The sequence below is a fragment of the Isoptericola sp. NPDC060185 genome (genome assembly GCF_042728595.1).
Classification (GTDB): Bacteria; Actinomycetota; Actinomycetes; order Actinomycetales; family Cellulomonadaceae; genus Isoptericola.
Genome location: NZ_JBHWYY010000034.1, coordinates 19,899 through 45,317 on the forward strand (window position 1 = coordinate 19,899; position 25,419 = coordinate 45,317).

A 25,419-nucleotide genomic window follows, 5' to 3' on the forward strand; every position below is an offset into this window, starting at 1 on the left:
CCGTCCCTGGTTCCTGAGCTGTCGGCGCGCCCCCCCTGGTCCGCGCTCGCGGGTCATGATGGCAGCGAACCGCGGGCGGAGGCCACCCTCGTCCACCACGACCGCCGAGGGCCGCGCCCGGAGGGACGGGCGCGGCCCCCGTGCTGGCGGGGTGCTGGCGGGGTGCGAGCGGTGCGACGGCTCAGGCGCGGGCGGGCGCGAGCGCCTCCACGTGGCCACGGCCGGCCAGGCCCATGAGGCGGTCCAGGGCGTGCATCTCGTCGGCGCGGTCGTCCTCCTGCGCCGCGGTGACCAGGGAGAACAGGTCCTTCGGGTCGTCCGGCTCGGCCACCATGTCGAGGTGCTGCAGCAGGCCGGCGGGCACGTCGTCGCGCACGAACCGCAGCGCGGTCCAGTCCTCCACCGCGAAGCCGACGGAGTCGAAGACGGTGACGGTCTGCTCGTCGGGGGCGCTGCGGTCGCCCGCGTGCCGGGTGAACGCCCCGCCCGGGCCCGCGGTGGCGGGGGCGCCGCGGCGGCCGTCCCGCCGTCCGGCCACGACCTCCCACAGCTCCGTGACGGCGAGGTCGGGAGTCTGCTGGATCTCGCCCTCGATCCGCGTCTGCGGCTCGTACTCGACGTACACGTCGGCGGCGCGCAGGATCGCGGGGTCCAGCTCCGTCTTGCCGGGGCAGTCGCCGCCGATGGCGTTGACGTGCACGCCCGGGCGGGCGAGGCGGAACACCATGTCGTGCGTGAGCACCGTCGCGTTCGCCTTGTCCGCCGTGCAGGTGGTGATGACGTCGGCGCCGGTGACGGCGTCCTCCCCGCTGCCCGCCTCGTGCACCTCGAACCCGAGGGCGCGCGCGTGCCGGGCGAGCTTGGCCTGCGCGCCCGGGTCGGTGTCCCAGACGCGCAGGTGCGTGATGCCGAGCGCCGCCCGCATGCCCAGCGCCTGGAACTCCGACTGGGAGCCCGCCCCGATCAGGGCGAGGGTCCGCGAGCCGGCGCGCGCCAGGTGGCGGGCCGCGAGGGCCGACGTCGCCGCCGTCCGCAGCGCGGTGAGCAGCGTCATCTCGGCGAGGAACGTGGGGTAGCCGTTGTGCACATCGGCGAGGACGCCGAACGCGGTGACGGTCTGGTAGCCGCGGGCCGGGTTGCGCGGGTGGCCGTTGACGAACTTGAAGCCGTAGGTGGCGTCGTCGGACGTCGGCATGAGCTCGATGACGCCGTCGCGCGAGTGCGACGCGATCCGCGGCCGCTTGTCGAGGTCCGGCCAGCGGGCGAAGTCGGCGGCGAGCGCGTCCACGAGGCGGCCGACGACGGCCTCGGGGCCGCGGTGCGCCACCCAGCGGGCGGTGGACGCGACGTCGAGGAACGGGACCGTGGTCATGCGCGGGCCTCCGGGTTCGTCGTGGTGGTCGTCGTGGTGGTCGGGGCGGGGCGCAGCTCGAGGGTGCAGCACTTCACGGAGCCGCCGCCCTTGAGCAGCTCGGACAGGTCGACGCCCACGGGCTCGAAGCCGCGCTCACGCAGCCGGGCGTGCATGCCGGTGGCGCGGTCGGTGAGGAAGACGTGGCGGCCGTCGGACACGGCGTTGAGGCCGAGCACGGCGGCGTCCTCGGGCGTGGCGAGGATCGCGTCCGGGTAGCGCTCCGCGAGCACCGCCCGCGACGCGGGGGTGAACGCCTCGGGGAGGTAGGCGATCGTGGCGGGCGCGGTGCCGGCGTCGAGCACGGCCAGCGCGGTGTCGAGGTGGTAGTAGCGCGGGTCGACGAGCTCCAGGGTCACGACCTCGACGCCGAGCAGTGCGGCCACCTCGGCGTGCGCCGCGCGGGAGGTGCGGAAGCCGGTGCCGGCCAGCATGACGTCGCCGGCGAGCAGCAGGTCGCCCTCTCCCTCGTTCTGCTCCGCGGCCTGGCCGAGGCTGGTGACGCCGTCGCCCGCGGCGGCGAGCCACCTCTCGTAGGCGACGCCCTCCGGACGCCGCTCCGGGTACGTGAACCGGGCCGCGAGCGCGCGGCCGCCCACCACGACGCCACCGTTGGCCGCGTACACCATGTCGGGGAGCCCGGGCACGGCGTCGATCACCTCGACCCGGTGCCCGTAGGCCTCGTACGTCGCCCGCAGGTGCTCCCACTGGGCGAGGGCGCGGCCGGTGTCGACCGGCACGCCGAGGTCCATCCAGGGGTTGATCTCGTAGACCACGTCGAAGTACGTGGGCGGGCACATGAGGAAGCGGCGCGGGGTCGCCGTGCGCTCCTCGGGCTGGGGAACCGTGGCCGACGTCGTCGTCGGGGTGAGGGCCGTCATGTCCGGGACGCTAGGGCCGCGGACGTTGTGCCGGACGGGCGATCCGTTGCGCGTCCCGGGAGCAGACCTGGCGGATCGTGCGCGCGGGCTGAAGAATCCGAGGTATGGACGCGCTGAACCGCCGCATCGTCGGGCACCTGCTTCGCGACGGCCGCGCGACCTACGCCGACATCGGCGCCGACGTGGGCCTGTCCGCGCCCGCAGTGAAGCGGCGCGTGGACGTCATGCTGGCGCGCGGCGAGATCACCGGGTTCACGGTGCGGGTGGCGCCCGAGGAGCTCGGCTGGGGCGTCGAGGCGTACGTCGAGCTGTTCTGCCGCGGCAACGTCTCGCCCGCCACGCTGCGCCGCGACCTGGCGACCATCCCGGAGATCGTGCGGGTCGACACCGTCACCGGCGAGGCCGACGCGATGGTGCAGATCATGGCGGGTGGCATGGCCGACGTGGAGCGCACCGTGGAGGCCATCCGCGCCAGCGCCCGCGTGGACAAGACCCGCACGTCGCTGGTCATGACGCGCGTCATCGACCGGCCGCCGCGCCCCGGATCCCCCGCCGCCGAGCCCGGCGCCGGCTCCCCGGCGGCGATCGCGCCGGCGCCCACGAGCGAGGCGTGACGTGCGGGCGCCGCGGCGCGTCGCCGGCCTGCTGGCCGCGGCCGCCCTGGCGCTCGCCGGGGCGTGCACCGCGTCCGACGGGGCCGACGGGTCCGACACCCTGCCCGACGGCGTCGCCGGGCACCTGACCGCAGAGCTGCGCCAGGAGCGCACCCAGTACGCCGACCGGCGCGCCGTGGTGCACGTGACGAACGGCTCGGGCAGCACGGTGACGCTGCTCGGCGGCGCCCTCGATGCGCCCGGCTACGGCCCGAGCAGCCCCGACGGCCACCACCGCCCGCGCACGCTCGCTCCCGGCGCAGGCCGCGACGTGCGCATCCGGCTGGGCGACGTCGACTGCGACGCCGCCGCGCCCGAGCGGCTGTCCGGCGCGGACGCCCAGACCATCCCGGTCGCGACGGCAACCGTCCGGCTCGCGCCCGGCGAGGCGGACGACGACGCGGGCCCGGGCGACGGCTCGGGGACCGAGGTCGTGCTGGACGTCACCGACCCGCTCGCGCGCCTCGCCGCCGTGCACGCGGAGACGTGCGCCGAGCAGCTCGTCGCCTCCGGCCTCACGCTGCGCGTCATCGACGTCCGCGCCGCGCGGGTCCGTACGCCCGACGGCGTCGCCGACGGTGGGCGCGTCACCCTCGCCGCCGACCCCGTACCCGGCGGCCCCGACGTCCGCCTGCTGCAGGTCGCGGGCACCACCCTGCTCTCCCCCGCCGCCGGGCACGCCTGGTTGGGCGACGACCTGACCCCCGACGCCGACGGCCGCGTCGTCCTCGAGCTCGTGCCCGCCCGCTGCGACCCGCACGTCGTCGCCGAGGACAAGCGCGGAACGTTCCTGCCCGTGCACGCCGAGGTGGACAGGCAGCGGCAGCCGGAGATCTACGTGCCCATGACCGACGCGCAGCGCGCCGCGACCTACGACCTCGTGCACGACGCCTGCGGCTGGGACTAGCGCCTCCGCGACCCCGGAGACGACCCGAGGTGGGCCGGTCCGCTCGGACCGACCCACCTCGGGCGGTGGTGGTGTTGGTGTCAGCCGCGGCCGGGCTTGCCGCTCGCGGTGACGTCGATGCTGGAGGTGGCGCTGGCCGCCTCGGTCGCGGCGTCGCCGGAGTAGCGCACCTCGACCTTCACGGTGCCCTTGTCGAACGGCCCGACGACGAGCGTCGCGGCGCCGTCGGCGAGGTCGGCGCTGTCGAGCACGCGGCCGCCGACGACGGCCTCGACGGTGCCGGTCGGGGTGGCGCCGGTCGGGGTGGCGCCGGCCGACGCGACGGTGACGTCGAGACGGGCGCGGTCCTTCTTGTGCTTGATGACCTGCGGGCCGTCGACGGTCACCGTCGCGGCGTTCTTCGCCACCTCGATCGGCACGGTCACCTCGGTGCCGGTCGCGGCGCCCGTGAGGGTGAGGGCGGTGGCGCCGGTCGGGGCGTCGGCCGGGAGCTGCACGGACACGGTCGCGGTGCCGATCGTGTCGTCGGGCGTGGTGCCCGCGGCGGTGGTCACGGCGGCGGTGCCGAGCACCGTGTCGCCGAGCGAGACGGTGAGCTCGGGGTCGGTGACGTCGCCGGGCGCCGACATCGACCAGGAGGAGACGTCGAAGGAGACGGTCGCGCCCGGGGTGTACGCCTCGGGGGCGTCGGCCGGGAACGAGACGCCGACCGCGCGCTGGCTCGGGTCGACGGCGAGCGCGCCGTCGGCCGTGTGCGAGGCCATGTAGTCGACGAACGCCGCCAGGTCGGCCTTGCCGGTGTCGCGGGCGCCGGAGCCGTCCGCGAACGCGCGGAAGTTGTCGCCGCCCGAGGCGAGGAACGAGTTCACCGTGACGGAGTACGACGCGGCCGGGTCCAGCGCCACGCCGTCGAGCCACATGCCGGTGATGCGGTCGCCCTCGGGGCGGCTCGCGTCGAAGGTGGAGGTGAACCCCTCGGAGACGCCGAGGCGCAGGAACGGGCGCGACGGCACGTTGCCGTCCTTGTCGCGCTGCCACTGCTGCTCCAGGACGGTCTTGATCTGCGCGCCCGTGAGGCGCATGTTGACGAGCGTGTTGGCGAACGGCTGCACGGCCGCCGCCTGCTTGTACGTGAGGGTGCGCGGGAAGGCGCCGGTGCCGGTGCCCACCATGTCGGCGCGCAGGCCGCCCGGGTTCATGAACGCGATCTGCGCCGCGCCGGACTCCGGGGCCTCCGTGGCCCACCGCTGCACCTCGGCGACGAGGTTGCCGAGCGTGGACTCGCCGCCGCGGTTCTCCGCGCCGGACGACAGCTTGGCCCGGTTGAAGGCCCCGCCGATCTGGCCCAGCGGCTCCGCGCCGAGCACGTCGGCCTCGGCGACGGCGTCCGACACGATCGACGTGACGGCCGGGTCGGCCGGGTAGTTGCCCGCCAGCGGCAGGACCGCCGTCGTCACGCCGGCGACCTCGCCGGTCGCGGCGTCCACCGAGTAGTTGAGCTGGTTGAGGTTGTAGCCGTACTGGCCCGCGGAGACGACGGGGCGCTCCGTCACGGCGCGCCCGGCCCACTCGGCCACGGGGAACTTGCAGTCGTAGGCGAGGTGCGTGTGCCCGGAGACGATCGCGTCGACCTCGGGGCTGACGTCGTTGACGATGTCCGCGAACGCGTTGTCCGCCGTCGGCATCGCGGCGCAGCTCGTCGACTCCGCGCCCTCGTGCACCAGCATGACGACGACGTCGGCGCCCTCGGCCTTGAGGTCGTCGGCCTCCGCGTTCACGGAGTCGACGATGCCGCGCACGTCGACGTCCGCGATGCCGGCCGGGCTGACGAGCGCCGGCAGCTCCTCGGTGACGGCACCGACGAAGCCGACCTGCACGTCGCCGAAGTCCTTGATCCACGTGGCCGGGACGGCGTCGTCGCCCGTCGCCTTGACCTTGAGGTTCGCCGCGACGTACTGCCACTGCGCGCCGCCGTACGGGTTCGTCTCGGCGTCGTAGGGCGCCATGACGCGGTTCAGGAGGTCGTCGTAGCCCTGGTCGAGCTCGTGGTTGCCGACGGCCGACACGTCGAGGCCCGCCTCGTTGAGGGCGTCGATCGTGGGCTTGTCGTGCTGGATGAACGACTCGAACGTCGAGGCGCCGATGAGGTCGCCCGCCGCCGCGAAGACGGTGTTCGGGTTCTCGGCGCGCAGCTGCTTCACCGCGCCGGAGAGCACGGCGGCGCCGGCCTCGGTGCCGTTCGCCTGGATGCGGCCGTGGAAGTCGTTGGTGGCGAGGATCTGGACGTCGACGATCGGGTCGGCGCTGGCGGACACGGCGCCGGCGGTCGCGATCCCCGCGAAGGCGAGGGTGGCGCACGCGACGCCGGCGGTCCGCCGGCGAGCGAGGGGACGGAGGATTGGCATGGGTGCTCCCTGATGTGCGGAGATACCTGTGCGGCGGTATCGGTGCCGAGGTATCAGTGGCACCGTAGCGGCGTCCGGCGACGCCGTCGTGGCTACCCGGGTAACGATCAGGAAACCGTGGCGTCCTCGCTGGTGGCGCCCGCCGGGGCCGGGGCGACGACCTGCTCGACGGCCGGCTCGCTCAGGTGGCCCGTGCGCCGCAGCCACCACTCGGCGAGGAGTGTCGTCAGGGGCGGGACGGCGGCGGCGAGCGCCACCAGCGTGCGGAACCACCCCCAGCGCAGCCGCACCGCGGCGACGAGCGCGACCACCACGTACGCCAGGAACGCCGCGCCGTGCAGCCGGCCGAACAGCCAGACGCCCGCGTCCGTCGTCTCGGTGACGTACTTGAGGTACATCCCGACGAGCAGGCCCGCCCAGGTGAACGCCTCGATCACGGCGATCACGGCGTACACGCGGCCGGTGCGGGATAGGGGCTGGCGGGTGGGCGTCGGGGACGCGGCGGGCATGGCGGACCTCTCGGGCGGTGCGGGACGGCGGTGCGCTCAGTCTGCCCGACGTGCGCCGTCGTCCCGCCCGAGGAGGTGACAGCCCGTCGGCACCGCTCGGCGCGGCGTGTTCGGGGCCGGGTCAGGCCAGCGGGCCGAGGGCCGCGCGCCGGTCGGTCCCGGCGAGCGCGGCAGCGAGGGCGGGCGAGTCGAGCACGTCGACCAGCCGCTTCTCCTCGTACCGGAAGTGCGTCTCCATGACGGCGTCGATGCCGTCGAGGTGCCGCTCCAGGGTGACGGCGTCGGCCTCCGCGTCGACGGCGCGGGCCAGGTCGCCCAGCAGGTGGTCGAGCATCGCGTGGTCGCGCTGCAGCTCGTCGACGACGTCCGCGAGGTCGGGGCGCAGCTCCAGCAGGGTGGTGAAGACGCTGGTGTCCTCGCCGCGGTGGTGGCCCTCCAGCGCCTGGCAGAAGCCGTGGCAGTACAGGCCGAGCCGGCGGCGCGGGTCGGGCGACGGGGCCGCTGCGCCGTCGTCGACGGCGTGGGCAGCGGTGTCGTCGGCGCTGTCGTCGGCGGAGGGGGCCACGGCCTCGCGCGCCAGCTCCAGCGCGTCGCGCAGCCGGGCGTGGACGGAGCGCAGCTCCTGGCCCCAGGCGACGAGGCGGGCGGCGTCGGACGACGTGCCGGCGGGGGTGGACGGGGTGGGCGGGTTCGGGTGCTCGGGGTGCGGGAGGATCACGATGCGGCCGAACCTAGCAGCGGCACCCAGCAGCGGCACCCAGCAGCGGCACCGCCCGGGGGTACGGTGACGGCCGTGCCCGACACCCTCCCCGCCGCCGACCGTTCCGCAGACCACCCCGCCGTCCACCACATGGCTCCCGACCACACCCCCCTCATCGGGGCGCCCGACGACGACCTGCTGCACGTCATGAGCTTCAACGTGCGCTGCGCCATCGACGACACGCTGCCCGGCACGCCCGACCACTGGCCCGACCGCGCGCCGCTCGTCACCGAGCTGCTGGCCCGCGAGCGCCCGATGCTCCTCGGCGTCCAGGAGGCGCGCTTCGCCCAGCTCCAGGCCGTCACGGGCGCGCTGGGCGACGACTACCGGTGGGTGGGGCACGGCCGCGAGGGCGGCGCCGCCGGCGAGCACTCGGCGATCGTGTACGACGCGCGCCGGCTCGAGCTGCTGTGGTGGGACCAGTACTGGCTGTCGGACACGCCGCGGCTCGCGGGCTCCACCTGGGACCACCTGTACCCGCGGGTGGTCACCTGGGCGCGGTTCCGTGACGGGCGCACGGGCCGCGAGCTGCTGCATGTGAACTCCCACCTCGACCACGAGTCCGACGACGCCCGGGAGCGCGGCGCGCGGGTGGTGCGCGCCGAGATCGAGGCCGCGGGCCTGCCGGCCGTGTTCACCGCGGACACCAACGCCCCCGCGGGCGCCTCCTCCCCCTACGACGTGCTCGTCACCGAGGGTGGCCTGCTCGACACCTGGCTGGACGCGGCCGACCGCCACGGGCCCGACGTCGGGACGTTCCCCGACTACGGCACGCCGCAGCCCGGCGCCGAGCGCATCGACTGGATCCTCACCACCCCGGACAGCGAGGTGCACGCCGCGGCCATCAACACCTGGACGAGGGACGGCCGCTGGCCCAGCGACCACACGCCCGTGCAGGCGCTGCTGCGCCTGGGCTGACCTGCCGCGCGACCGTGGCCCGGCGGAGGAACCGCCTGGTCACGGCGCCGTCGTCCGCCGTCCACCTGGCGTCCGCCGGGCGGTCACGCGCGACCGATGGGATGGTCGGGCAACGGCCACCCCGGGCCGCCCACCCTCTGGAGGACGACATGGACCACCGCAGCTCCGCCGCCCCCACCGGCATCACCCGACGCAGCGCCCTCACGGCCGCCGGCGCCCTCGGCGCGCTCGGCGTCACCGGCGCCCTCGCCGCCCCGGGTGCCGCCGCCACGACCGCCACCCGCCGGGGCGAGGGCGCGCTGATCGGCCCCGCCAAGGGGACGACGCTGCACGCGATGAGCTTCAACATCCGGCTGGACCGCGAGGACGCCACGCACCCCGGCGAGCCCGACCACTGGCCCGACCGGGCACCCCTCGTGTCGGAGCTCCTCGCGCTGGAGCAGCCCACGATCCTCGGCGTGCAGGAGGCCGAGTTCCAGCAGCTCGCCGCCGTCGAGCGAGGGCTGGGCAAGCACTACCGCACGGTGGGCTACGGGCGGTCGGGCGGCGCCGACGGCGAGTACTCGGCGATCTTCTACGACGCTCGCCGGCTCACGCTGCTGTGGTGGGACCAGTTCTGGCTGTCCGACACCCCCGACGTCATCGGCTCCGCCACGTGGGGCAACACGGTGACCCGCATCGTCACCTGGGCCCGGTTCCGCGACGAGCGCACCGGCACCGAGCTCGTGCACGTCAACTCGCACTTCGACCACCAGTCGGAGCACGCCCGCGTGCGCAGCGCCGAGGTGGTGCGCGACCTGGTCGCCGGGTTCGGCCTGCCCGTCGTCTTCACCGCCGACTGCAACGCCCCCGCCGGCCGGTCCGCGCCGTACGGCGTGCTCGTCACCGACGGCGGGCTGCTCGACACGTGGACGTCCGCCGACCGGCGGCTCACCCCCGACGTCGGGACGTTCCCCAACTACGGCGCCCCCGTGCCGGGCAACGACCGCATCGACTGGATCCTCGCCACCGGCGGCGCCGACGTGCTCGCCGCGACCATCAACACCTGGACGAAGGACGGCCGCTGGCCCAGCGACCACACGCCCGTGCAGACGCTGCTGCGCCTCCCCTGACGCGGGTTCGCCCGGTGCCGCCGCGGCCGATGAGTCCGGCGGCCCGGGGGCGTCCACCCGTGCATGACACCCGCGACGACAGCTGACGTCGGCCCCGCCGACGGCGACGCCCTCGGCCCGGAGCGGTTCGCCGTGGACGGCGACCTGCGGCTCTGCTACCAGGCCGTCGGGGACCCCGCCGACCCGACGGTGCTGCTGGTGGGCGGCGTCGCGTCGTCGATGGACTGGTGGCCCGCCGACCTGTGCGCGGCGCTCGCGGCCCGGGGGCGGTACGTCGTGCGCTACGACCACCGCGACACCGGCCGGTCGACCACGTGCCCGCCCGGCGCGCCGGACTACACGGGCCGCGACCTCACCGAGGACGCGCTGCGGGTGCTCGACGACCTGGGCGTGCACCGGGCGCACCTGGTGGGCCTGTCGATGGGCGGCGTCATCGCCCAGGAGCTCGCGCTCGAGCACCCGGACCGCGTCGCGGGGCTCACGCTGGTCGCCACGAGCCGCGCCGTCCGCGGCCCTGGCGACGCGGACCTCCCGCCGTCGGTGCCCGAGCTGCACGGCCTCTGGGACGGACCCACCCCCGACCCGACGGACACGGCCGCGCTGGTCGACGCCGCCGTCGCGGAGGACCGCGCGCTCACTGGCCGGGGCGACTTCGACGAGGCGCGCACCCGCGCCGTCGCGACCCGCGCCGTCGCACGCTCCCTCGACCCGACCGCCGGGACGAACCACTTCGCCGCGGAGCCCGGCGAACCGTTCGCCGGCACGCTCGCCGACCTCCGCGTGCCCACGCTGGTCGTGCACGGCACCGAGGACCCGCTCTTCCCCGGGCACGGCGCCGCGCTCGCGGCCGAGATCCCCGGCGCGCGGCTGCTGCTGCTCGACGGCGTGGGCCACCAGTCCCCGCCGCCGTCGTCGTGGGACGTGCTGCTGCCCGCCCTGGTCGAGCACACCCGGGAGCGCGCGGGCGGGTAGCAGGAGCAAGATGGGCGTCATGTCCTCCTTCTCCCTCACCGCCTGGGGCCACGCCGGCCTCCGCCTCGAGCGCGACGAGCGCGCGCTCGTCATCGACCCCGGCACGTTCACCGACCCGCGCGTCCTGGACGGCGCCGATGCCGTGCTCGTCACCCACGAGCACGTCGACCATGTGGACGTGCCGCGACTGGTCCCCGTCCTGACCGCCGGCCCCGGGCCGGACGTGTGGGGCCCGCAGCCCGTCGTCGACCTGCTGGCCGAGGCGGGCGCGCCCGCCGACCGGCTGCACGCCGTCGCCGGCGGGGACGCGTTCGACGCGGCCGGGTTCGCCGTCCGGGTGCTCGGCGAGCGGCACGCGACCATCCACCCGGACATGGCCCCGCCGGCCAACGTGGCCTACCTGGTGGACGGCGCGCTGCTGCACCCGGGCGACTCGTTCACCCCGCCGCCCGCGGGCACGCGCGTGGAGGTGCTGGCCCTGCCGGTGGCCGCGCCGTGGCTCAAGCTCGCGGAGTCGGTGGACTACGTGCGCCAGGTGGCGCCGCGCACCGCCGTCCCGATCCACGACGCGATCCTCAACGACGCCGGCAAGGCGCTCGTCGACCGGGTGGTCGGCGGCCTCGCCGACGGCGTCGCCTACCGCCGCCTCTCCCTCGGCGAGCCGCTGGAGGTCAGCCGCGGCTGAGCGGCAGGACGTCGGCCAGCGGCGCCTGGAGCTCCGCCAGGCCGCCGGCGGGGCGGAACCCGAGGGCCACGTTGATGGCGAGCATCGGCGCGTTGGTCTCGTTGTTCCACGTGGAGATCCGCCGCGTGGCCGGGCGCAGCCGCGTGTGCTCCCGCAGGTTCACGCCCTTGAGCAGCGTCCCGAGCCGGTGGCCGCGGTGCGCGGGCAGCACCACGGTGCTCTCCTGCTCGGTGAGCTCGGGCCGGTCGTGGGCGAACATCATCCGCGTCACCCCCGCGAGGGTGCCCGTGCCGACGTGCTCCGCGACGGTGACGAGGCCGGCCATGCCCCGGTCGGCCCGCTTCGCCTCCTCGTCGCGGATCCGGCGCGCGTCCCAGTGCTCGGCCTCCAGCGCGAGTCCGCCGTTCGGCTCGTCCTCGGACAGCTTCTGCTCCAGGGCGGCCAGCTGGTCGACCCACACCTCGGGCGCCGGCTCGAGCCAGGTGTGCAGGCGGTAGTCCTCCCCCGCGGCCGCTGCCGCACCCGCCACGATCTCGTCCACGACGGCGGCGGGCAGCGGGACGTCCAGCACCGACCGTCGGCTGACGAGCTCCAGCACCAGGCCCGCGCGCCGGGCGAAGCGCACGCCCGGGAGGTCGGCGGACACCCGGCCGTCGCCCTCGGCGGGCGTGAGCGCCGCGGGGTCGTCCGCGGCCGGCTCGGTGGCGAGCTCGACGACCGCGAGCACCGTGGCGCGGCCCTCCGTGAGCGCGACGCGCCGCAGCCGGTCCGCGACGGCGGAGCCGATGCCCCGCCCGCGGTGCGTCGGCAGGACGGCGACCCGCGCGATGACGAGGTGCCGGTTGTCGGTGACGGGCAGCAGCAGCACGCCGTGGCCGACGACGCGCGGCGTACCGCCCTCGTCGTCCTCCACGGCGACGAGCCGGTACCGCCGGGTGTGCTCCTGGTGGAGGTCGCCCGCCAGGAGGTCCAGGGCGCGCGGAGGCAGGTCGTCGTGGCCGAGGTCCGCGAGAGCGACGGCCCGCTCCAGCGCGGCGATGCCGTGGTAGGCCCAGGCCTGGGCCGAGTCGAGGCGGTCGGCGAGGGGTGGCTCGAGGAGGCGCCACGTCGGGGTGGCGGCGGGGGTGCTCATGCCCCCACGGTCCGCCGGGGGCGGGCGCCGCGCCACGCCTTTTCGGCCCGCTGCCGTCGCGGGCCGGGCGTCGTGCCGCGTAGGGTGCCTGACCGTGACGACCGAGACCCCCCTGCCGGTGACCACGGGCCGCCTGGTCCTGCGCGCGCACCGCGCGGAGGACCTCGAGCCGCTGCTCGCCTACTACGCCGACCCCACCGTGGCCCGCTACCTGCTCGAGGAGCCGTGGACGCCGGCCGTCGCGGAGGCGCAGCTCGCCAAGCGCCTCGCCCGCACCGCCATCGACGAGCCAGGCTCCGCCCTCGCGCTGGTCGTGGAGCACGACGGGGTGGTCGTCGGCGACGTCGCCCTGTGGACGACGGGCGACACGGTCTCCCGCGGCGAGATCGGCTGGGTCTTCCACCCCGACCACACCGGCCAGGGCTACGCGACGGAGGCGGTGCGCGCCGTCCTCGACCTCGCGTTCGACTTCTACCGGATGCACCGCGTGGTCGCGCAGCTCGACGCCCGCAACGAGGCGTCCGCCCGGCTCTGCGAGCGCGTGGGCATGCAGCGCGAGGGGCACCTCCGCGCCGACTGGTGGTCCAAGGGCGAGTGGACGGACACCCTCGTCTACGGGGTGCTGAAGGGCGACCGGGCCGCCTGACCCGCCGGGCGGTCCTGCCCCGCAGACAACCCCCGGCCGCCCGGGCGCGTCTATGAGGCGTGACACCACGACAAGGGCAGTGCCCATGACGAGCGAGGGCGCGATGCCGCGCCTCCACGAGACGAGCGACGAGCGGTTCGGGATCGTGACGGCGGGCACGTCCGCGGCGGAGCGCTTCACCGCGTTCGCCGCGGCGAGCACGCCGGCACTCTCCCGGATCGCCTACCTCCTGAGCGGCGACGAGCACCGCGCAGGAGACCTGGTCCAGCTCGCGCTGGAGCGGACCTACCGCGCCTGGGGGCGGGTCGAGGACGGCGACCCCTTCGCGTACGCGCGCCGCGTGATCGCCACGGCGCGCATCGACGGGTGGCGCCGCACGCGCCGCGACGTCCTCTCCGACCCCGCGGACCTGCGCCCGGCGCCCGTGCCCGACGGCACCCGCACCGTGCTGGACCGCGACCGGCTGGTCCGGGCGCTGCGACAGCTCCCGGAGGCGCAGCGACGTGTCGTCGTCCTGCGCCACCTGCTCGACCGCTCGGAGGCGCAGACCGCCGACGAGCTCGGGATCTCGGTCGGCTCGGTGAAGTCGAGCGGGTCCCGCGGCCTGACGCGCCTGCGGGAGCTGCTCGGGGCCGACGGCACCGACGACGAAGCGACACCGACGAGGAAGGGGACGGTCCGATGACCCTCCAGGACGATTTCGTGACCGAGCTCCGGCACGCGGCCGACGAGGTGGCCCCCGTCCCCGCGCTCGACGGAGCGACGATGGGCCGCCGTGCCGTGCGGCGCGTGCGGGCCCGTCGGGCGACCTTCGGCGGCGTCGGGGCGCTCGCCGCCGTGGGCGCCGTCGCCGGGGTGTGGCAGGTGGCGGCGCCGGCCGGCGTCGTGAGCCCGGCGTCCTCCGACGTCCCGGACGGGTGGACGCCGGTCGCCGTCGGCGGGGTGGCGCTCGCGGTGCCGCCCGGGCTCGAGCCCGGCGCCGCCGGGGTCTGGGAGGAGGGGCCGTCGAACGAGGGCGGGGACTTCGTGCAGGTGCAGCCGGCGCCGGACGCACCGCTCGCGCCGCCGGGGTCGGGGCTGACGCCCGTGGATGTCCGGGTCCCGGGGGCGGAGTCCGCCCGGTACGTCACCGAGCAGGACCACGACCCGACGGCCGTCCAGGACTTCGTCGGGAAGCTCCAGATCACCCTGGAGTCCGGCGAGGTGGTGCAGGTGACCCTGGTCTGGGTGGACGGCGCCGAGGGCGAGCGGGTGTTCTCCGACCTCCTGGGGTCGGTGTCGGCGGACCCGGAGTCCGCGCCCCTGCCGGACCCGGACGCCGAGGCCGTGCTGCAGCCGCTCGACGGGATCGCCCCCGGCGTGCCGCGCGGCTGGGAGAGGACGTCGTTCGCCGGCCTGGAGTACGCCGTGCCGCGCGGCTGGGCCGCCGACGAGGGCGCCGCCGACGCGTTCCCCGCCGGTGAGCGGTCGCGGTCCGCGAGCGCCGACGGGTCGGCCGCCCTGACGGTGGAGCTGTCCGACGGCTTCGCGGGGTGGCCGGGCTCGATCGCGTCGTCGCCGCTCGACCCGGCGTCCACGTTCCCGCTCGACGGCGCGGACGTGGTCCAGGTGGAGACCCGGACCGACGACGGCGTGGACAGCACCATCGCGCACGTGCGGCGCGAGGGCGGGCGGGGTATCTCGTCACGATCGTGACGCCCGGCTCCGCGGACGGGCGCGCGCTGACGCGGCAGCTCCTGGGCACGCTCGGCTTCTCCGCCGCGGCGGAGCGGGTGCCGGGCCTGGGGGACCTGCCGGAGCTCCACACGTCGGCCGTCCCGGACGGCTGGCGCGAGCGGTCGGCCGCCGGGACGGGGCTGCGCCTGGCCCTGCCGGACGGGTGGGCCGAGACGCCGGCGGCCGACGGGACCGCCTGGTCGGCGGGCGGCCACGGGGAGACGGTCACGGTCGCGACCCGGACGGGCGACGCCCCCCGCACGGTCCCGCCGACCGGGTACCGGTACGACGTCCCGGGCGCCGACGCCGCCGTGATCCGGGTGGGCGACTCCACCACGGACGACGGCGAGCCGTGCTTCCTCGGCTCGGTGGAGCTCCGGCGCGGCGACGGCACGGTCTCGCTGGAGTACAGCGGGCCGCGCGGCGCGGCCTCGCAGGAGCGGTTCGGCAGCATCGTGCGGTCGCTCGGGCTGTCCGGGGGCTGAGCCCTCACCCGTCGACGGGTCGGTGCGCGTCGTGCGCCGGCCCGCCGTCGGCGTGCCGGTGCACCACCTTCCACCCGTCGTCCTCGCGCCGGTACACCTGCGTCACACGCAGCACGTAGTCGCGCGGGCGGCCGTCGACTCGGGTGGACGTGATCTCCCGGTGCACGGTGTACGCCAGGTCGCCGCTCACGTCGGCGGCGACCAGCTCGACCTCGGCGGAGGAGACGTCGGAGAACGACTCCGCGAGCCGCGCGAACACCTTCCGCGCCTCGGCGGGGCCGACCGCCTCCATCCACGCGCCGAAGAGGGTCACGGGCGCGCGCTCGGACCAGGTGCGGTCGCGCGGGGCGGCGTCGCCGCCGTGCAGCGCGGTCTCCGCGGCCCGCCACGTGGTGCCGAACCAGTCGAGGAAGTCCTCGCGGTCGCCCATGCCTCCAGTGAACGCCCCCGCGGCCGCGCTCGGTACCGCCGTCGGCGGCTCGGGGCACGATGAGGGGATGACGTCCGACATCGTGGTCCGGCCGGCCAACGAGGCCTCCTGGGAGGACCTGCAGACCGTGCTCGGCGAGCGCGGCGAGGGCGCGCGCTGCCAGTGCCGGTGGTTCCAGACCCCGTCCTCGCGCTGGCGGGAGTCCGCACGCGAGGAGCGCGCCGCCGAGCTGCGTCGCGACACGCACTGCGGCGAGCCGGGCTCCCCCACCACCAGCGGCCTGGTCGCCTGGCTCGACGGCGAGCCCGCGGGGTGGTGCGCCGTCGAGCCCCGCAGCGCGTACGTCCGCCTGCGCACCGCGCGCGTGCCGTGGTCGGGGCGCGACGAGGACAAGGAGGACGACGGCGTGTGGGCCGTGGTCTGCTTCGTCACCCGGGCAGGCTTCCGCCGTCGCGGGGTCAGCGCCGCGCTCACCGCCGCCGCCGTCGAGCACGCCCGTGCCCGCGGGGCGCGCGCCGTCGAGGGCTACCCGATGGTCGTGGAGCCGGGCGCGACCGACGACACGGGCACGCTCTTCGTCGGCGTGGCGTCCGTGTTCGAGGCCGCCGGGTTCCGCGAGGTGAGCCGCCCGACGCCGCGCCGGGCGGTGATGCGTGTCGACCTCTGAGGCCGGCCCCCTCAGCGGTGCTCGACGTGCTCCGCGAAGAACGCGGCCCACGTCTGCTTGCCGACGGCGCGGTCGGGGGCGAGGTTGCCGCCCGCCGCGTACGCCCGTGACGCGGCGCCGGGCACGCGGACCGGCATCGTCGGGCGTCGCGAGCCGACGGCGTCGAGGTAGCTCCGCACCATGCCGCGGAACGTGAGCACCTCCGGGCCGGCGACGTCCGGCACCCGGCCCTGCGGGTCGCCGAGGGCGAGCTCGACCAGCCGCGCCGCGACCTCGTCGGCCGCGATCGGCTGCGCCCGCCAGCCGCTGGGCGTGGGCACCACGGGCAGCTTCGCGAGGGCCCGGGCGGCGATGAGCACCAGCTCGTGGAACTGCGTGGCGCGCAGGTTGGTCCACGGGATGCCGGAGGCCTCCAGCACCTGCTCCTGGGCCAGCTTGCTCGCCATGTAGCCGAGCGCGCGCCGGTCGAACCCGGACCGCACCGGCACCTTCTCCGCGCCCACCACCGAGATGTTCACCAGGTGCGGCTGCGTGCCCGCGTCGCGGACCGCCCGCACCAGCGCGGCCGCCATCGGCTCGTTGTGCTGCTGGTCGCCGGCCAGGTGCACGACGACGTCCGCGTCGCCCACCGCCTGCGCCAGTCCCTCGCCCGTCGACCAGTCCGCCACGACGTACCGCACGCCGTCGCCCTCCGCGTGCGGGCTGCGGCTGACCACCCGCACCGACGCGCCCGTGCGGACCAGCCGCGGCACCACGAGCCGGCCGAGGTGTCCCGTGCCGCCGGTGACCAGGATGCGTGCCATGCCGTCCTCCTCCGTCGTCGCGCGACCACCGCGCGTCCTGCCCCTCCGACGACGCGGCGGGCGAGAACGTGACGGTCAGCCGCGACGTAGGCACCGAGCTGCCCGACGAAGGCGGGCTCGAACGGACCGACCTTGAGCTCCACCACGACGTAGCGCGGTTGTTCCACGTGGAACAGCAGGAGGTCCATGACGAACTCGGCCCCGTCGCCGAGCGGCAGGTGGAACTGACGTCCCACGAGCGCCATCCCGCGCCCCAGCTCCAGGAGCGTGTCCTGCAGCCGGTCCATCAGCGCCTGCTCGACGTCCCGCTCCCTCGTCGACGCGACGTACGCGAGGTGCTCGAAGACGTATGGGTCCTTGACGAGCTGCTGGGCCAGGTCGGAGTCCGCGCCGTCCAGGGCCGCCGCGAAGTTCGACGGGGCCTCGCCGAGCGCCCCGCGCAGGTTCGACGCGATGTGGTGCTCGAGGACGTTGCGGACCAGCCGTCGGCCACCGCCCGTTCGGCGTACCAGTCGCGCAGCTCGCGGGTGTGGAGCCGGTCGAGCAGCACTGTCACGTGCCCCCAGGGAAGTTGTGCAACAGCCTGTTGCACGAACTCGGCCTCGGTCGGCCAGACCTCCGCGGCCCGCCGCATGTACAGCAGGTTCCGCCGGGACCAGCCGCGCTGGTCGGGGAACTCCCGCTTCAGATCGGCGGCCAGCCGCGTCACGACCTTCGCACCCCAGTCGGCCTGCTCCTGGCGCTCCAGGATGTCGCGCCCGATCGACCAGTAGAGGCGCAGCACCTCGGTGTTCGCGGCCCGGGCGGCACGCAGCTGCGTGGCGCGGACGCGCTGCTTCAGCTCCGTCAGCAGGTCGGTGTAGCCGGAGGGTTCGAGCGCAGCGCCGTCGGTGTCCATGCCACCCAGCCTGGCCGCCGTCGCACGCCGTCGAGGGCGCCGGTCCACAGCCTGTGGACGCCAGACCTCACGAGCCGACGTAGTCCGCCAGGTGCTCGCCCGTGACGGTGGACCGAGACGCGACCAGGTCGGCCGGCGTGCCCTCGAAGACGACCGTGCCGCCGTCGTGCCCCGCGCCCGGGCCGAGGTCGATGATCCAGTCGGCGTGCGCCATCACGGCCTGGTGGTGCTCGATGACGATGACGGACTTCCCGGCGTCCACGAGCCGGTCGAGCAGCGCGAGCAGGTTCGCCACGTCGGCCAGGTGCAGGCCGGTGGTGGGCTCGTCGAGGATGTACACCCCGCCGTCGGCGCCCATGTGCATGGCGAGCTTGAGCCGCTGCCGCTCGCCGCCGGACAGCGTGTTGAGCGGCTGGCCCAGCTTCACGTACCCGAGCCCGACGTCCTCCAGGTGCGCGAGGATCTTGTGCGCAGCGGGGATCTTCGCCTCCCCCTCGCGGAAGAACGCGTGCGCGGCCGCGACGGACAGGTCGAGCACGTCGGCGATGTTCTTGCCGCCGAGCGTGTACTCGAGCACCGAGGCCATGAACCGCTTGCCGCCGCAGTCCTCGCACGGCGTCTCGACGGTCTCCATGAACCCGAGCTCGGTGTAGATGCGGCCGTTGCCCTTGCAGGTGGGGCACGCGCCCTCGGAGTTGGCACTGAACAGGGCCGGCTTCACGCCGTTCGCCTTCGCGAACGCCTTGCGGATCGGCTCCAGCAGCCCGGTGTACGTGGCCGGGTTGGACCGTCGCGAGCCCTTGATCGCGCCCTGGTCGACGACGACCACGCCCTCGCGCCCGGCCAGGTTGCCGTGGATGAGCGAGCTCTTGCCCGACCCGGCGACCCCCGTGATCACGGCCAGCACGCCGGTGGGGACGTCGACGTCGACGTCGCGCAGGTTGTTCTGGTCGGCGCCGCGGATCTCCAGCGCGCCCGACGGCTCCCGGACGGACTCCTTGACGCTCACCCGGTCGTCGAGGTGCCGGCCCGTGAGCGTGCCGCTGGCGCGCAGGCCCTCGACCGTGCCCTCGAAACAGACCGTGCCGCCGTCGGTGCCCGCGCCCGGGCCGAGGTCGACCACGTGGTCGGCGACCGCGATCGCCTCGGGCTTGTGCTCGACGACGAGCACCGTGTTGCCCTTGTCGCGCAGGTCCTGCAGCAGGGTGTTCATCCGCTCGATGTCGTGCGGGTGCAGGCCGATGGTCGGCTCGTCGAAGACGTAGGTGACGTCGGTCAGCGCGGAGCCGAGGTGGCGGATCATCTTGGTGCGCTGCGCCTCGCCGCCGGACAGCGTGCCCGCGGGCCGGTCGAGGGACAGGTACCCGAGACCGATCTCGACGAACTTGTCGAACAGGTGCAGGAGGCTCCCGATCAGGGGCGCCACCCCCGGGTCGTCCACGCCCCGGGCCCAGGTGGCGGCGTCGGAGATCTGCATCCGGCACACGTCCGCGATGCTGGCCCCGTTGACCTTGGCCGACCGGGCGGACTCGTTGAGCCGGGTGCCGTCGCAGGCCGGGCACGGCACGAACACGGCCGCCCGCTCCACGAACGCGCGGACGTGCGGCTGCAGCGACTCGGGTGCCTTGCTGAACATCGACTCGCGCAGCTTGGGGATGAGGCCCTGGTAGGTCATGTTCATCCCGAGCGCCTTGACCTTGCCCTTATCCCGGTAGAGGAAGTCGTGCCGCTCGGTCTCCGTGTAGTCGCGCACCGGCTTGTCGCCGTCGACGAAGCCCGACTCCGCGAAGCCCTTCACCATCCAGCCGTCCGCCTTGTAGCCCGGCACGAGGATCGCGCCGTCGTTGAGGGACAGCGACTCGTCCACGATGACCGACAGGTCGAGGTCGGAGACCGTGCCGCGCCCCTCGCACTCGGGGCACATGCCGCCCAGGTACACCTGGTTGCGCACGACCTTCTTCTCGACCTCGCCCCCGGCCTTGCCCGTGCTGAACACGCCGCTCGCCGTCGACGTCGGGATGTTGAACGAGAACGCCGTGGGCGGGCCCACGTACGGATCGCCGACGCGGCTGAACAGGTTGCGCAGCATCGCGTTCGCGTCCGTGACCGTGCCGACCGTGGACCGCACGTTGGCGCCCATGCGCTCCTGGTCCACCAGGATGGCGGTGGTGATGCCCTCCAGGACGTCGACGTCCGGCCGCGGCAGCGACGGCATGAACCCCTGCACGAACGTCGAGTACGTCTCGTCGATGAGGCGCCGCGACTCGGCGGCGATCGTCGCGAACACCAGCGAGCTCTTGCCCGACCCGGACACGCCGGTGAACACCGTGAGCCGCCGCTTGGGGATCTCGACGTCCACGTCGCGCAGGTTGTTCTCGCGGGCTCCGCGGACGCGGATCAGGTCGTGCGCGTCGGCGGCGTGGTCGGTCGTGGTCACGGTCGTGGTCACGGAGTGGCTCCTTCGGTCGTGGCGGAGGGATCGGGCCCGAGGGTCGGCGGCGCGGTCACACGCGGGTGAGGGGAAGGTGCGGCGGGGCGGGCAGCTCGACGTCGATCGGCTCGCCCGGGCGGACCGTGCCGCCGCGCGACACGATCCCCATGACGCCGGCGAGGCGCACCACCTCGCCGTCGTCGCCGCGGCGCAGCACCTGCTTGAGCAGCCCCGGCTGGAAGTCGTTGATCTGCTGGCACGGGTTGCGCAGCCCCGTGACCGTCACGACGGCGTCCCCGATCGTCAGCCGCGTGCCCACCGGCAGCCCCAGCAGGTCGATCCCGCGGGTGGTGAGGTTCTCCCCCAGGTCGCCGGGCGCCACGTCGTGGCCGGCCTCGCGCAGCCGGTCGAAGAGCTCGGCGTGGACGAGGTGGACCTGGCGCACGTTCGGCTGCGACGGGTCCGCCGCGACCCGGCTGCGGTGCTGCACGGTGACGCCGGCGTGCGCGTCGCCCGCCACCCCCACGCCCTCGACCAGCACGACCTCGTCGACGGCCGGCTTGCTGAAGCCGTGCACGGCGCTGGCGTGCACCGAGACGACGCGGGCCGCGGCCCGGGACGACGGGGTAGTGGTCGAGGGCTCCGTGACGGTCACGCGGTCTCCTTCGGTCGGGGTGTCAGCCGTGCAGCTCGGCCAGAGCCTTGTCGATGCGGCGGGCCCGTGTCGAGGCCTGCTTGGCGCCGTCGACGTCGAGCACGATGCGCCGTCGCCGCCCCTGCGGCAGTGCGTCGTAGGCCGCGCGGGCGGTCGGGTCGGCGTCGAGCGCCCGGGCGAGGTCGTCGGGCTCGACGACGACGCGGGGCTCGGTGTCGAGCGCGAGCTCGACCTCCACCTCCGCGCCGACCTCGAGGCGCGCGGCCTCCCGGTTCGCCCGGCTGAGGCCCAGCAGGTGGCGGCCGCGCATGATCGCGACGCGGCTGCGCCACGAGTGGCCGTTCACGGTGATGACCACCGGGGGCCGGGCGCCGCCGTCGAGGGCCTCGACGACCTCCGGCGGCACCTCGAGGCCCTGCATCTTCTCCGCCGGCTCGACGACGGCACGAAACCTCATGACCACTCCCTCGCCTTCTCGGGTGGTCCGGGTGAGACGCGGGACACCCGGGACGCACACTGCCGTCACCCGACCTGGTCGATGCGGACCATGTTGCCCGCCGGGTCGCGGAAGGCGCAGTCGCGGACACCCCACGGCTGCTCGGTGGGCTCGGAGACGACCTCGGCGTCGGCGGCCTGGAGCTTCGCGAAGACGCCGTCGAGGTCCTTGGTACCGAGGATGAGGGACTGGTAGGCCCCCTTGGCCATGAGCTCACGGATCGTGCGCCGCTCGTCGTCGGTGATGCCGGGGTCGACGGCGGGCGGGGTGAGGACGAGGCGCGTCTCGGGCTGCGCCGGGGAGACGAAGGTCAGCCAGCGCATCTCGCCCTGGCCGACGTCCTGGACCAGCTCGAAGCCGAGCAGGTCGCGATAGAACCCCAGGGAGGCCTCCGGGTCGGTGTGCGGGAGGAAGGTCGTGTGGATGGTGATGTCGATGTCGCTCATGGAAGTCACGCTAGGTGCGCGCCCCCGTCGGCCGCTTCTCGATTCCTGACCGGTCGGGTCGCCTGCTTCGCGACGCACGACGGCAGCTCCGCCCCCGCCGAACGGGCCCGCCGGGCGTACTCGCTGGGCGACATCCCCACCAGCTCCGCGAACCGCGTGCTGAACGTGCCCAGCGACGACGACCCCACCTCGAAGCACACCTCCGTGACGCTGAGGTCCCCGCGTCGCAGCAGCGCCATCGCACGCTCGATCCGCCGCGTCATGAGGTAGCTGTACGGCGACTCCCCGAACGCCTGCTTGAACTGGCGGCTCAGGTGCCCGGCCGACATGTGCACGCCGCGGGCCAGCGCCTCCACGTCCAGCGGCTGCGCGAACTCCCGGTCCATCCGGTCGCGCACGCGCCGCAGCAGCGCGAGGTCGCGCAGCCGGTCGGCGTCGGTGCTGGTCACGGGTGCGATGCTTCCACGAGCCGCGGGCGCCCGCGCGGCGTCAGCGGCCGCCCGCTGCGGGACCGGCCACCCGGGCGTGCAGGTGCATGTCGTGCCAGCCGTCGAGGTGGCGCACGGACTGGCGCAGCACGCCCTCGGCGGCGAAGCCGGCCTTCTGGGCCACACGGCACGACGGCGCGTTGTCGACCGAGTGCACCAGCTCCAGCCGGCGGAACCCGGCGTCGAACGCCCACGTCGCAGCCGCGTCCAGCGCAGCGGGGGCGACCCCGCGCCCCCGGGCGGCCGGGGCCGTCCAGTAGGCGACGGCGCCCACGCCGTGCGGGTCGAACGTCTTGACGGCCATGCGGCCCAGCACCACCGTGTCGTCGACGGCGTCGGCCACCGCCCAGCTCGCCTCGCGGTCCTCGGCCCAGCCGGCGCGCCAGCCGCCGATGACGTCGCGCGCCTCGTCGTCGGAGTCCAGCACCCGCACGTGCCAGCGCTGGATCGCCGCGTCGGCGTACACGGCGCGGACCGCGGGCGCGTCGTCGTCGCGCCACGGCCGCAGCCGCGCTCCTGCGGCGGGCACGTCGAGGGTGGGTTGCTCCGCGTCGGTGAAGGGCGCGAACGTCACGGGCAGGAGAGAGGGCATGCGTCGATCCTGGCAGCCCGGCCGACGCACGGCCAGGACGTTCCCGCTGGTCGTCGCGCCGGCTCAGCCGTGGTCGTGCGGCGTCGCCGCCCGCCGCGGCCCGTACCCGTCCCCGACCACGCGGCCCACGTGCCCCTTGTCGTCGTGCCCGTCGTCGTGCCCGCCGTCGTGTCCCGACAGCGCCTCCGAGGGCCCGGGCCGGGCGTCGGACCCCGGCCCGACGACGAGGAGCTGGCCCATCATCCCCTCGTCCTCGTGCAGCAGCATGTGGCAGTGGTACATGTACGGCATCGCGTCGTCCGCGTAGTCGTCGAACCGCAGGAGCAGCCGGTACGTGCGGCGCGGCTCCAGGAAGACGGTGTCCTTGCGGCCGGCCAGCTCTGGGGGCGGCGCCTTCCCGTCGACGGCCAGGACCCGGAACTGCACGTCGTGCACGTGGAAGCTGTGCGGCATGGGGACGGTGTTGCGCACCTCCCACACCTCGGTGCTGCCGACGGTGGCGACCTCGTCGACCCGCCCGGAGTCCATCGTCGCGCCGTTGATGGTGCGCTCGGCGAGGTCGAACGTGCGGGTCACGGTCGCCCCCTCCTCGTGGAGGGCGTCGTCGGTGGCGTGCTCCGACGGCCCCCAGGCGGGCTCCGGCGACGGCGCGAGCCGGTCGGCCGCGCGTAGCTCCAGCACGTCGAACGCGTCGTTGCCGCCCATCGCGAACGGGACGGCGACGCCGCCCAGGTCGGCCTCGAAGGAGTGCAGCCGCGTGGTCTCGCCCGGCGCCATCGCGACCACCACCTCGGCGCGCTCCCCCGGCGCCAGGCGCACCCGGTCCAGGCGGACCGGCGCGTCCAGCAGCCCGCCGTCCGTGGCGACCAGGTCCATGTCCCGGTCGGCGAACCCGAGGGCGTACGTGCGCGCCGTCGACCCGTTGACCAGGCGCAGCCGCGCCCGCTCGGTCGTGACGCGCTGGTAGGCGCCCGCGACGCCGTTCGTCACGACCGTGCCGCCCAGGGTGCCCGGCTCGCCGCCGTCGCGGCCGAGGACGAGCTGGCCGTCGTCGTCGAGCACCTTGTCCTGCACGACCACCGGCACGTCGTCGACGCCGTACTCCTGCGGCAGGTCGGCGGCGCGCGACGCGTCGTCGTCGAGCAGGAACAGCCCAGCGAGCCCGCGGTACACCTGTTCCTCCGTCGCGCCGTGCGGGTGCGGGTGGTACCAGAGCGTCGCGGCGGGCTGGTCGATCCGCCAGGTGGGCCGCCAGGTAGCGCCCGGCTCGACGGGCTGGTGCGGGCCGCCGTCCATCGCGGCGGGCAGGTGCATGCCGTGCCAGTGCACGGTGGTGGTCTCCGGCAGATCGTTGGTCACCTCGACGGCGACCTGCTCGCCGCGCTCCGCGCGCAGCGTCGGGCCCAGGTACGGGCCGTCGTAACCCCACGTCGGGGTATCGACGCCGGGCAGCAGCTCGGTTGTGCCCTCCCGGGCAATGAGGCTGAAGGTGCGCACGCCGTCCACCACCCGCGAGGGCGCGAGCGGCGGCACCGGGAGCTCGCGCGTGAACTCCGGCTCGTCGACCGACGTCACGGAGCCGGGGATCGCGCCGCACCCGGCGGCGAGCAGGGCGACGACGGCGGCGAGCGCCGTCGCGCGCAGCACCGCGCGGCGGGTCGGCCGTCGTGGTCGTCGGGTCGTCGTCATCGGGCGCCGCCGCGGGCCTTCTGGACGCCGAGCGCGACGACGCCGGCGAGCGCGCCCCAGCCGGCGTCCATCGCGAGCGCCGGGATCGCCGTCCACGCGGCCGCGCCCTCGCCGCCCAGGCCGACGCCGCCGAACAGCGTCGAGACGAGCAGGGTGACGACGCCGGACGCGAGGCCCGTCATCGTCAGGGTGAGCACCGGCCGGGGCACCCGGCCGAACCCGACGACGCCGATCCACACCACGGCGGTGAGCGCGACGATGCCCAGCGCCCGCGGCGCTCCCGTGCCGCCGAGGCCGGTGAGGCCGGTGAGGCCGGTGAGCGGCCAGAGCAGCGCCATCGACGCGAGCCCCGCCACGAGCGGCCAGGAGATCCCCGCGCGCTCGGGGCGGGCGGGCTGGGGCGGGACGGCGGGCTGGGGGCCGGGCCGGGGCGAGGGCTGCGGGGAGGGCTGGTTCGAGGTCATGCCCCGACGATCCCCGCGCGCCGGGGTCGGCCACATCGGCCCGGGGGCGTCTCCTGCTGTCGCCCCGGGGCGACACCGACCCTGAGCGAACCCTGCCTGCGCCCCGATGTCGAACAGGCAGTTGACACCGTGATGGGGCCTCGCGGAGCCCCATCACGGTGTCAACTG

At 75.2% G+C, this 25,419-nt stretch carries 28 protein-coding genes and 1 pseudogene; 11 read left to right on the plus strand and 18 right to left on the minus strand.

Annotation, left to right across the window (positions count from 1 at the left end; genetic code table 11):
- Positions 1-181 precede the first annotated feature (181 nt).
- Positions 182-1,372, minus strand: coding sequence for an ornithine cyclodeaminase (locus tag ACFWDO_RS12520; protein WP_380317172.1), 1,191 nt, complete (start codon positions 1,370-1,372; stop codon positions 182-184).
- Positions 1,369-2,292: a dimethylargininase gene (gene ddaH, locus ACFWDO_RS12525; protein ID WP_380317169.1), complete on the minus strand. Its 924-nt coding sequence runs from the start codon at positions 2,290-2,292 to the stop codon at positions 1,369-1,371. The genes ACFWDO_RS12520 and ddaH overlap by 4 nt, the downstream gene beginning before the upstream one ends.
- Before the next feature lie 104 nt (positions 2,293-2,396).
- On the opposite strand from ddaH, the gene ACFWDO_RS12530 reads away from it, so the two are divergent.
- Positions 2,397-2,906, plus strand: a complete 510-nt coding sequence (locus tag ACFWDO_RS12530; protein WP_380317166.1) for an Lrp/AsnC family transcriptional regulator — start codon at positions 2,397-2,399, stop codon at positions 2,904-2,906.
- Between the two features lies 1 nt (position 2,907).
- Complete coding sequence (locus ACFWDO_RS12535; protein ID WP_380317163.1) at positions 2,908-3,852, plus strand: hypothetical protein; 945 nt, start codon at positions 2,908-2,910, stop codon at positions 3,850-3,852.
- A gap of 80 nt (positions 3,853-3,932) precedes the next feature.
- Here ACFWDO_RS12535 and ACFWDO_RS12540 read toward each other — a convergent pair whose 3' ends face one another.
- From ACFWDO_RS12540 to ACFWDO_RS12550, 3 genes are all read right to left on the minus strand, one after another.
- Entirely contained in the window at positions 3,933-6,257 is a 2,325-nt protein-coding gene (locus tag ACFWDO_RS12540) for a bifunctional metallophosphatase/5'-nucleotidase (RefSeq protein ID WP_380317161.1), read from the minus strand.
- 107 nt (positions 6,258-6,364) lie between these two features.
- Positions 6,365-6,766, minus strand: a complete 402-nt coding sequence (locus ACFWDO_RS12545) for a DUF3817 domain-containing protein (protein WP_380317158.1) — start codon at positions 6,764-6,766, stop codon at positions 6,365-6,367.
- A gap of 121 nt (positions 6,767-6,887) precedes the next feature.
- Positions 6,888-7,523: a hemerythrin domain-containing protein gene (locus ACFWDO_RS12550; protein WP_380317155.1), complete on the minus strand. Its 636-nt coding sequence runs from the start codon at positions 7,521-7,523 to the stop codon at positions 6,888-6,890.
- Between the two features lie 36 nt (positions 7,524-7,559).
- Between ACFWDO_RS12550 and ACFWDO_RS12555 the strand changes: the two genes are divergently transcribed.
- From ACFWDO_RS12555 to ACFWDO_RS12570, 4 genes are all read left to right on the plus strand, one after another.
- Positions 7,560-8,444: an endonuclease/exonuclease/phosphatase family protein gene (locus ACFWDO_RS12555; protein WP_380317152.1), complete on the plus strand. Its 885-nt coding sequence runs from the start codon at positions 7,560-7,562 to the stop codon at positions 8,442-8,444.
- Positions 8,445-8,593: 149 nt separating this feature from the next.
- Entirely contained in the window at positions 8,594-9,556 is a 963-nt protein-coding gene (locus ACFWDO_RS12560; protein ID WP_380317149.1) for an endonuclease/exonuclease/phosphatase family protein, read from the plus strand.
- A 63-nt stretch (positions 9,557-9,619) separates the two neighbouring features.
- Positions 9,620-10,528 (plus strand): alpha/beta fold hydrolase, encoded by a 909-nt coding sequence (locus ACFWDO_RS12565; RefSeq protein ID WP_380317146.1) that lies wholly within the window; start codon positions 9,620-9,622, stop codon positions 10,526-10,528.
- Positions 10,529-10,547: 19 nt separating this feature from the next.
- Entirely contained in the window at positions 10,548-11,213 is a 666-nt protein-coding gene (locus ACFWDO_RS12570; RefSeq protein WP_380317143.1) for an MBL fold metallo-hydrolase, read from the plus strand.
- Here ACFWDO_RS12570 and ACFWDO_RS12575 read toward each other — a convergent pair.
- A complete protein-coding gene (locus ACFWDO_RS12575; RefSeq protein WP_380317140.1) occupies positions 11,200-12,345 on the minus strand; it encodes a GNAT family N-acetyltransferase in 1,146 nt (381 codons plus the stop codon). The two genes, ACFWDO_RS12570 and ACFWDO_RS12575, sit on opposite strands and share 14 nt — an antisense overlap.
- A gap of 94 nt (positions 12,346-12,439) precedes the next feature.
- Between ACFWDO_RS12575 and ACFWDO_RS12580 the strand changes: the two genes are divergently transcribed.
- The 4 genes from ACFWDO_RS12580 (at position 12,440) to ACFWDO_RS12595 (ending at position 15,192) form a co-directional block, all read left to right on the plus strand.
- Positions 12,440-12,991 carry a GNAT family N-acetyltransferase gene (locus ACFWDO_RS12580; protein ID WP_380317137.1) on the plus strand — a complete coding sequence of 184 codons (552 nt, stop codon included), beginning with the start codon at positions 12,440-12,442 and terminating at the stop codon, positions 12,989-12,991.
- A gap of 85 nt (positions 12,992-13,076) precedes the next feature.
- Positions 13,077-13,676, plus strand: a complete 600-nt coding sequence (locus tag ACFWDO_RS12585; protein ID WP_380317134.1) for a SigE family RNA polymerase sigma factor — start codon at positions 13,077-13,079, stop codon at positions 13,674-13,676.
- Complete coding sequence (locus tag ACFWDO_RS12590) at positions 13,673-14,686, plus strand: hypothetical protein (protein ID WP_380346970.1); 1,014 nt, start codon at positions 13,673-13,675, stop codon at positions 14,684-14,686. Before ACFWDO_RS12585 ends, ACFWDO_RS12590 begins: the two co-directional genes overlap by 4 nt.
- Positions 14,683-15,192 carry a hypothetical protein gene (locus tag ACFWDO_RS12595; protein WP_380317128.1) on the plus strand — a complete coding sequence of 170 codons (510 nt, stop codon included), beginning with the start codon at positions 14,683-14,685 and terminating at the stop codon, positions 15,190-15,192. The genes ACFWDO_RS12590 and ACFWDO_RS12595 overlap by 4 nt, the downstream gene beginning before the upstream one ends.
- A 4-nt stretch (positions 15,193-15,196) precedes the next feature.
- Here the strand turns inward: ACFWDO_RS12595 and ACFWDO_RS12600 are convergent, their stop codons facing one another.
- Entirely contained in the window at positions 15,197-15,622 is a 426-nt protein-coding gene (locus ACFWDO_RS12600) for a YybH family protein (RefSeq protein ID WP_380317125.1), read from the minus strand.
- 67 nt (positions 15,623-15,689) lie between these two features.
- Here ACFWDO_RS12600 and ACFWDO_RS12605 point away from each other — a divergent pair, with 67 nt between their 5' ends.
- Positions 15,690-16,289, plus strand: a complete 600-nt coding sequence (locus ACFWDO_RS12605) for a GNAT family N-acetyltransferase (RefSeq protein ID WP_380317122.1) — start codon at positions 15,690-15,692, stop codon at positions 16,287-16,289.
- Positions 16,290-16,300: 11 nt separating this feature from the next.
- Here ACFWDO_RS12605 and ACFWDO_RS12610 read toward each other — a convergent pair whose 3' ends face one another.
- The 11 genes and pseudogenes from ACFWDO_RS12610 to ACFWDO_RS12660 all read right to left on the minus strand — a co-directional run bounded on the left by ACFWDO_RS12610 (position 16,301) and on the right by ACFWDO_RS12660 (position 25,251).
- Complete coding sequence (locus ACFWDO_RS12610) at positions 16,301-17,092, minus strand: SDR family oxidoreductase (RefSeq protein WP_380317119.1); 792 nt, start codon at positions 17,090-17,092, stop codon at positions 16,301-16,303.
- A 128-nt stretch (positions 17,093-17,220) separates the two neighbouring features.
- Positions 17,221-17,490 (minus strand): annotated as a pseudogene (locus ACFWDO_RS12615) (PDDEXK nuclease domain-containing protein); the annotation flags it as partial.
- Positions 17,379-17,990, minus strand: a complete 612-nt coding sequence (locus ACFWDO_RS12620; protein ID WP_380317116.1) for a DUF1016 N-terminal domain-containing protein — start codon at positions 17,988-17,990, stop codon at positions 17,379-17,381. The gene ACFWDO_RS12620 and the pseudogene ACFWDO_RS12615, both read right to left, overlap by 112 nt.
- Positions 17,991-18,057: 67 nt before the next feature.
- Complete coding sequence (locus tag ACFWDO_RS12625; protein WP_380317113.1) at positions 18,058-20,439, minus strand: ATP-binding cassette domain-containing protein; 2,382 nt, start codon at positions 20,437-20,439, stop codon at positions 18,058-18,060.
- A gap of 55 nt (positions 20,440-20,494) precedes the next feature.
- Positions 20,495-21,076, minus strand: coding sequence for an MOSC domain-containing protein (locus ACFWDO_RS12630; protein WP_380317110.1), 582 nt, complete (start codon positions 21,074-21,076; stop codon positions 20,495-20,497).
- A gap of 22 nt (positions 21,077-21,098) precedes the next feature.
- Positions 21,099-21,533: a YdeI/OmpD-associated family protein gene (locus ACFWDO_RS12635; protein WP_380317106.1), complete on the minus strand. Its 435-nt coding sequence runs from the start codon at positions 21,531-21,533 to the stop codon at positions 21,099-21,101.
- A gap of 65 nt (positions 21,534-21,598) precedes the next feature.
- Complete coding sequence (locus tag ACFWDO_RS12640) at positions 21,599-22,018, minus strand: VOC family protein (protein WP_380317103.1); 420 nt, start codon at positions 22,016-22,018, stop codon at positions 21,599-21,601.
- Between the two features lie 5 nt (positions 22,019-22,023).
- Positions 22,024-22,467, minus strand: coding sequence for a helix-turn-helix transcriptional regulator (locus ACFWDO_RS12645; RefSeq protein ID WP_380317100.1), 444 nt, complete (start codon positions 22,465-22,467; stop codon positions 22,024-22,026).
- Between the two features lie 40 nt (positions 22,468-22,507).
- On the minus strand, positions 22,508-23,098 hold the full coding sequence (locus ACFWDO_RS12650) for a GNAT family N-acetyltransferase (RefSeq protein ID WP_380317097.1): 591 nt from the start codon (positions 23,096-23,098) through the stop codon (positions 22,508-22,510).
- A 63-nt stretch (positions 23,099-23,161) separates the two neighbouring features.
- Entirely contained in the window at positions 23,162-24,787 is a 1,626-nt protein-coding gene (locus ACFWDO_RS12655; RefSeq protein ID WP_380317094.1) for a multicopper oxidase family protein, read from the minus strand.
- Entirely contained in the window at positions 24,784-25,251 is a 468-nt protein-coding gene (locus ACFWDO_RS12660; RefSeq protein ID WP_380317091.1) for a hypothetical protein, read from the minus strand. The genes ACFWDO_RS12655 and ACFWDO_RS12660 overlap by 4 nt, the downstream gene beginning before the upstream one ends.
- Positions 25,252-25,419: the final 168 nt, after the last annotated feature.

Excerpts from the sequence above, each read along its gene's own strand:
- ddaH (WP_380317169.1), bottom strand. The coding sequence starts at position 2,292 with ATGACGGCCCTCACCCCGACGACGACGTCGGCCACGGTTCCCCAGCCC.
- ACFWDO_RS12640 (WP_380317103.1), bottom strand. The coding sequence starts at position 22,018 with ATGAGCGACATCGACATCACCATCCACACGACCTTCCTCCCGCACACC.
- ACFWDO_RS12635 (WP_380317106.1), bottom strand. The coding sequence starts at position 21,533 with ATGAGGTTTCGTGCCGTCGTCGAGCCGGCGGAGAAGATGCAGGGCCTC.
- ACFWDO_RS12575 (WP_380317140.1), bottom strand. The coding sequence starts at position 12,345 with ATGAGCACCCCCGCCGCCACCCCGACGTGGCGCCTCCTCGAGCCACCC.
- ACFWDO_RS12600 (WP_380317125.1), bottom strand. The coding sequence starts at position 15,622 with ATGGGCGACCGCGAGGACTTCCTCGACTGGTTCGGCACCACGTGGCGG.
- ACFWDO_RS12620 (WP_380317116.1), bottom strand. The coding sequence starts at position 17,990 with ATGGACACCGACGGCGCTGCGCTCGAACCCTCCGGCTACACCGACCTG.
- ACFWDO_RS12655 (WP_380317094.1), bottom strand. The coding sequence starts at position 24,787 with ATGACGACGACCCGACGACCACGACGGCCGACCCGCCGCGCGGTGCTG.
- ACFWDO_RS12540 (WP_380317161.1), bottom strand. The coding sequence starts at position 6,257 with ATGCCAATCCTCCGTCCCCTCGCTCGCCGGCGGACCGCCGGCGTCGCG.
- ACFWDO_RS12585 (WP_380317134.1), top strand. The coding sequence starts at position 13,077 with ATGACGAGCGAGGGCGCGATGCCGCGCCTCCACGAGACGAGCGACGAG.
- ACFWDO_RS12660 (WP_380317091.1), bottom strand. The coding sequence starts at position 25,251 with ATGACCTCGAACCAGCCCTCCCCGCAGCCCTCGCCCCGGCCCGGCCCC.
- ACFWDO_RS12545 (WP_380317158.1), bottom strand. The coding sequence starts at position 6,766 with ATGCCCGCCGCGTCCCCGACGCCCACCCGCCAGCCCCTATCCCGCACC.
- ACFWDO_RS12560 (WP_380317149.1), top strand. The coding sequence starts at position 8,594 with ATGGACCACCGCAGCTCCGCCGCCCCCACCGGCATCACCCGACGCAGC.
- ACFWDO_RS12570 (WP_380317143.1), top strand. The coding sequence starts at position 10,548 with ATGTCCTCCTTCTCCCTCACCGCCTGGGGCCACGCCGGCCTCCGCCTC.
- ACFWDO_RS12520 (WP_380317172.1), bottom strand. The coding sequence starts at position 1,372 with ATGACCACGGTCCCGTTCCTCGACGTCGCGTCCACCGCCCGCTGGGTG.
- ACFWDO_RS12590 (WP_380346970.1), top strand. The coding sequence starts at position 13,673 with ATGACCCTCCAGGACGATTTCGTGACCGAGCTCCGGCACGCGGCCGAC.
- ACFWDO_RS12610 (WP_380317119.1), bottom strand. The coding sequence starts at position 17,092 with ATGGCACGCATCCTGGTCACCGGCGGCACGGGACACCTCGGCCGGCTC.
- ACFWDO_RS12605 (WP_380317122.1), top strand. The coding sequence starts at position 15,690 with ATGACGTCCGACATCGTGGTCCGGCCGGCCAACGAGGCCTCCTGGGAG.
- ACFWDO_RS12565 (WP_380317146.1), top strand. The coding sequence starts at position 9,620 with ATGACACCCGCGACGACAGCTGACGTCGGCCCCGCCGACGGCGACGCC.
- ACFWDO_RS12530 (WP_380317166.1), top strand. The coding sequence starts at position 2,397 with ATGGACGCGCTGAACCGCCGCATCGTCGGGCACCTGCTTCGCGACGGC.
- ACFWDO_RS12650 (WP_380317097.1), bottom strand. The coding sequence starts at position 23,098 with ATGCCCTCTCTCCTGCCCGTGACGTTCGCGCCCTTCACCGACGCGGAG.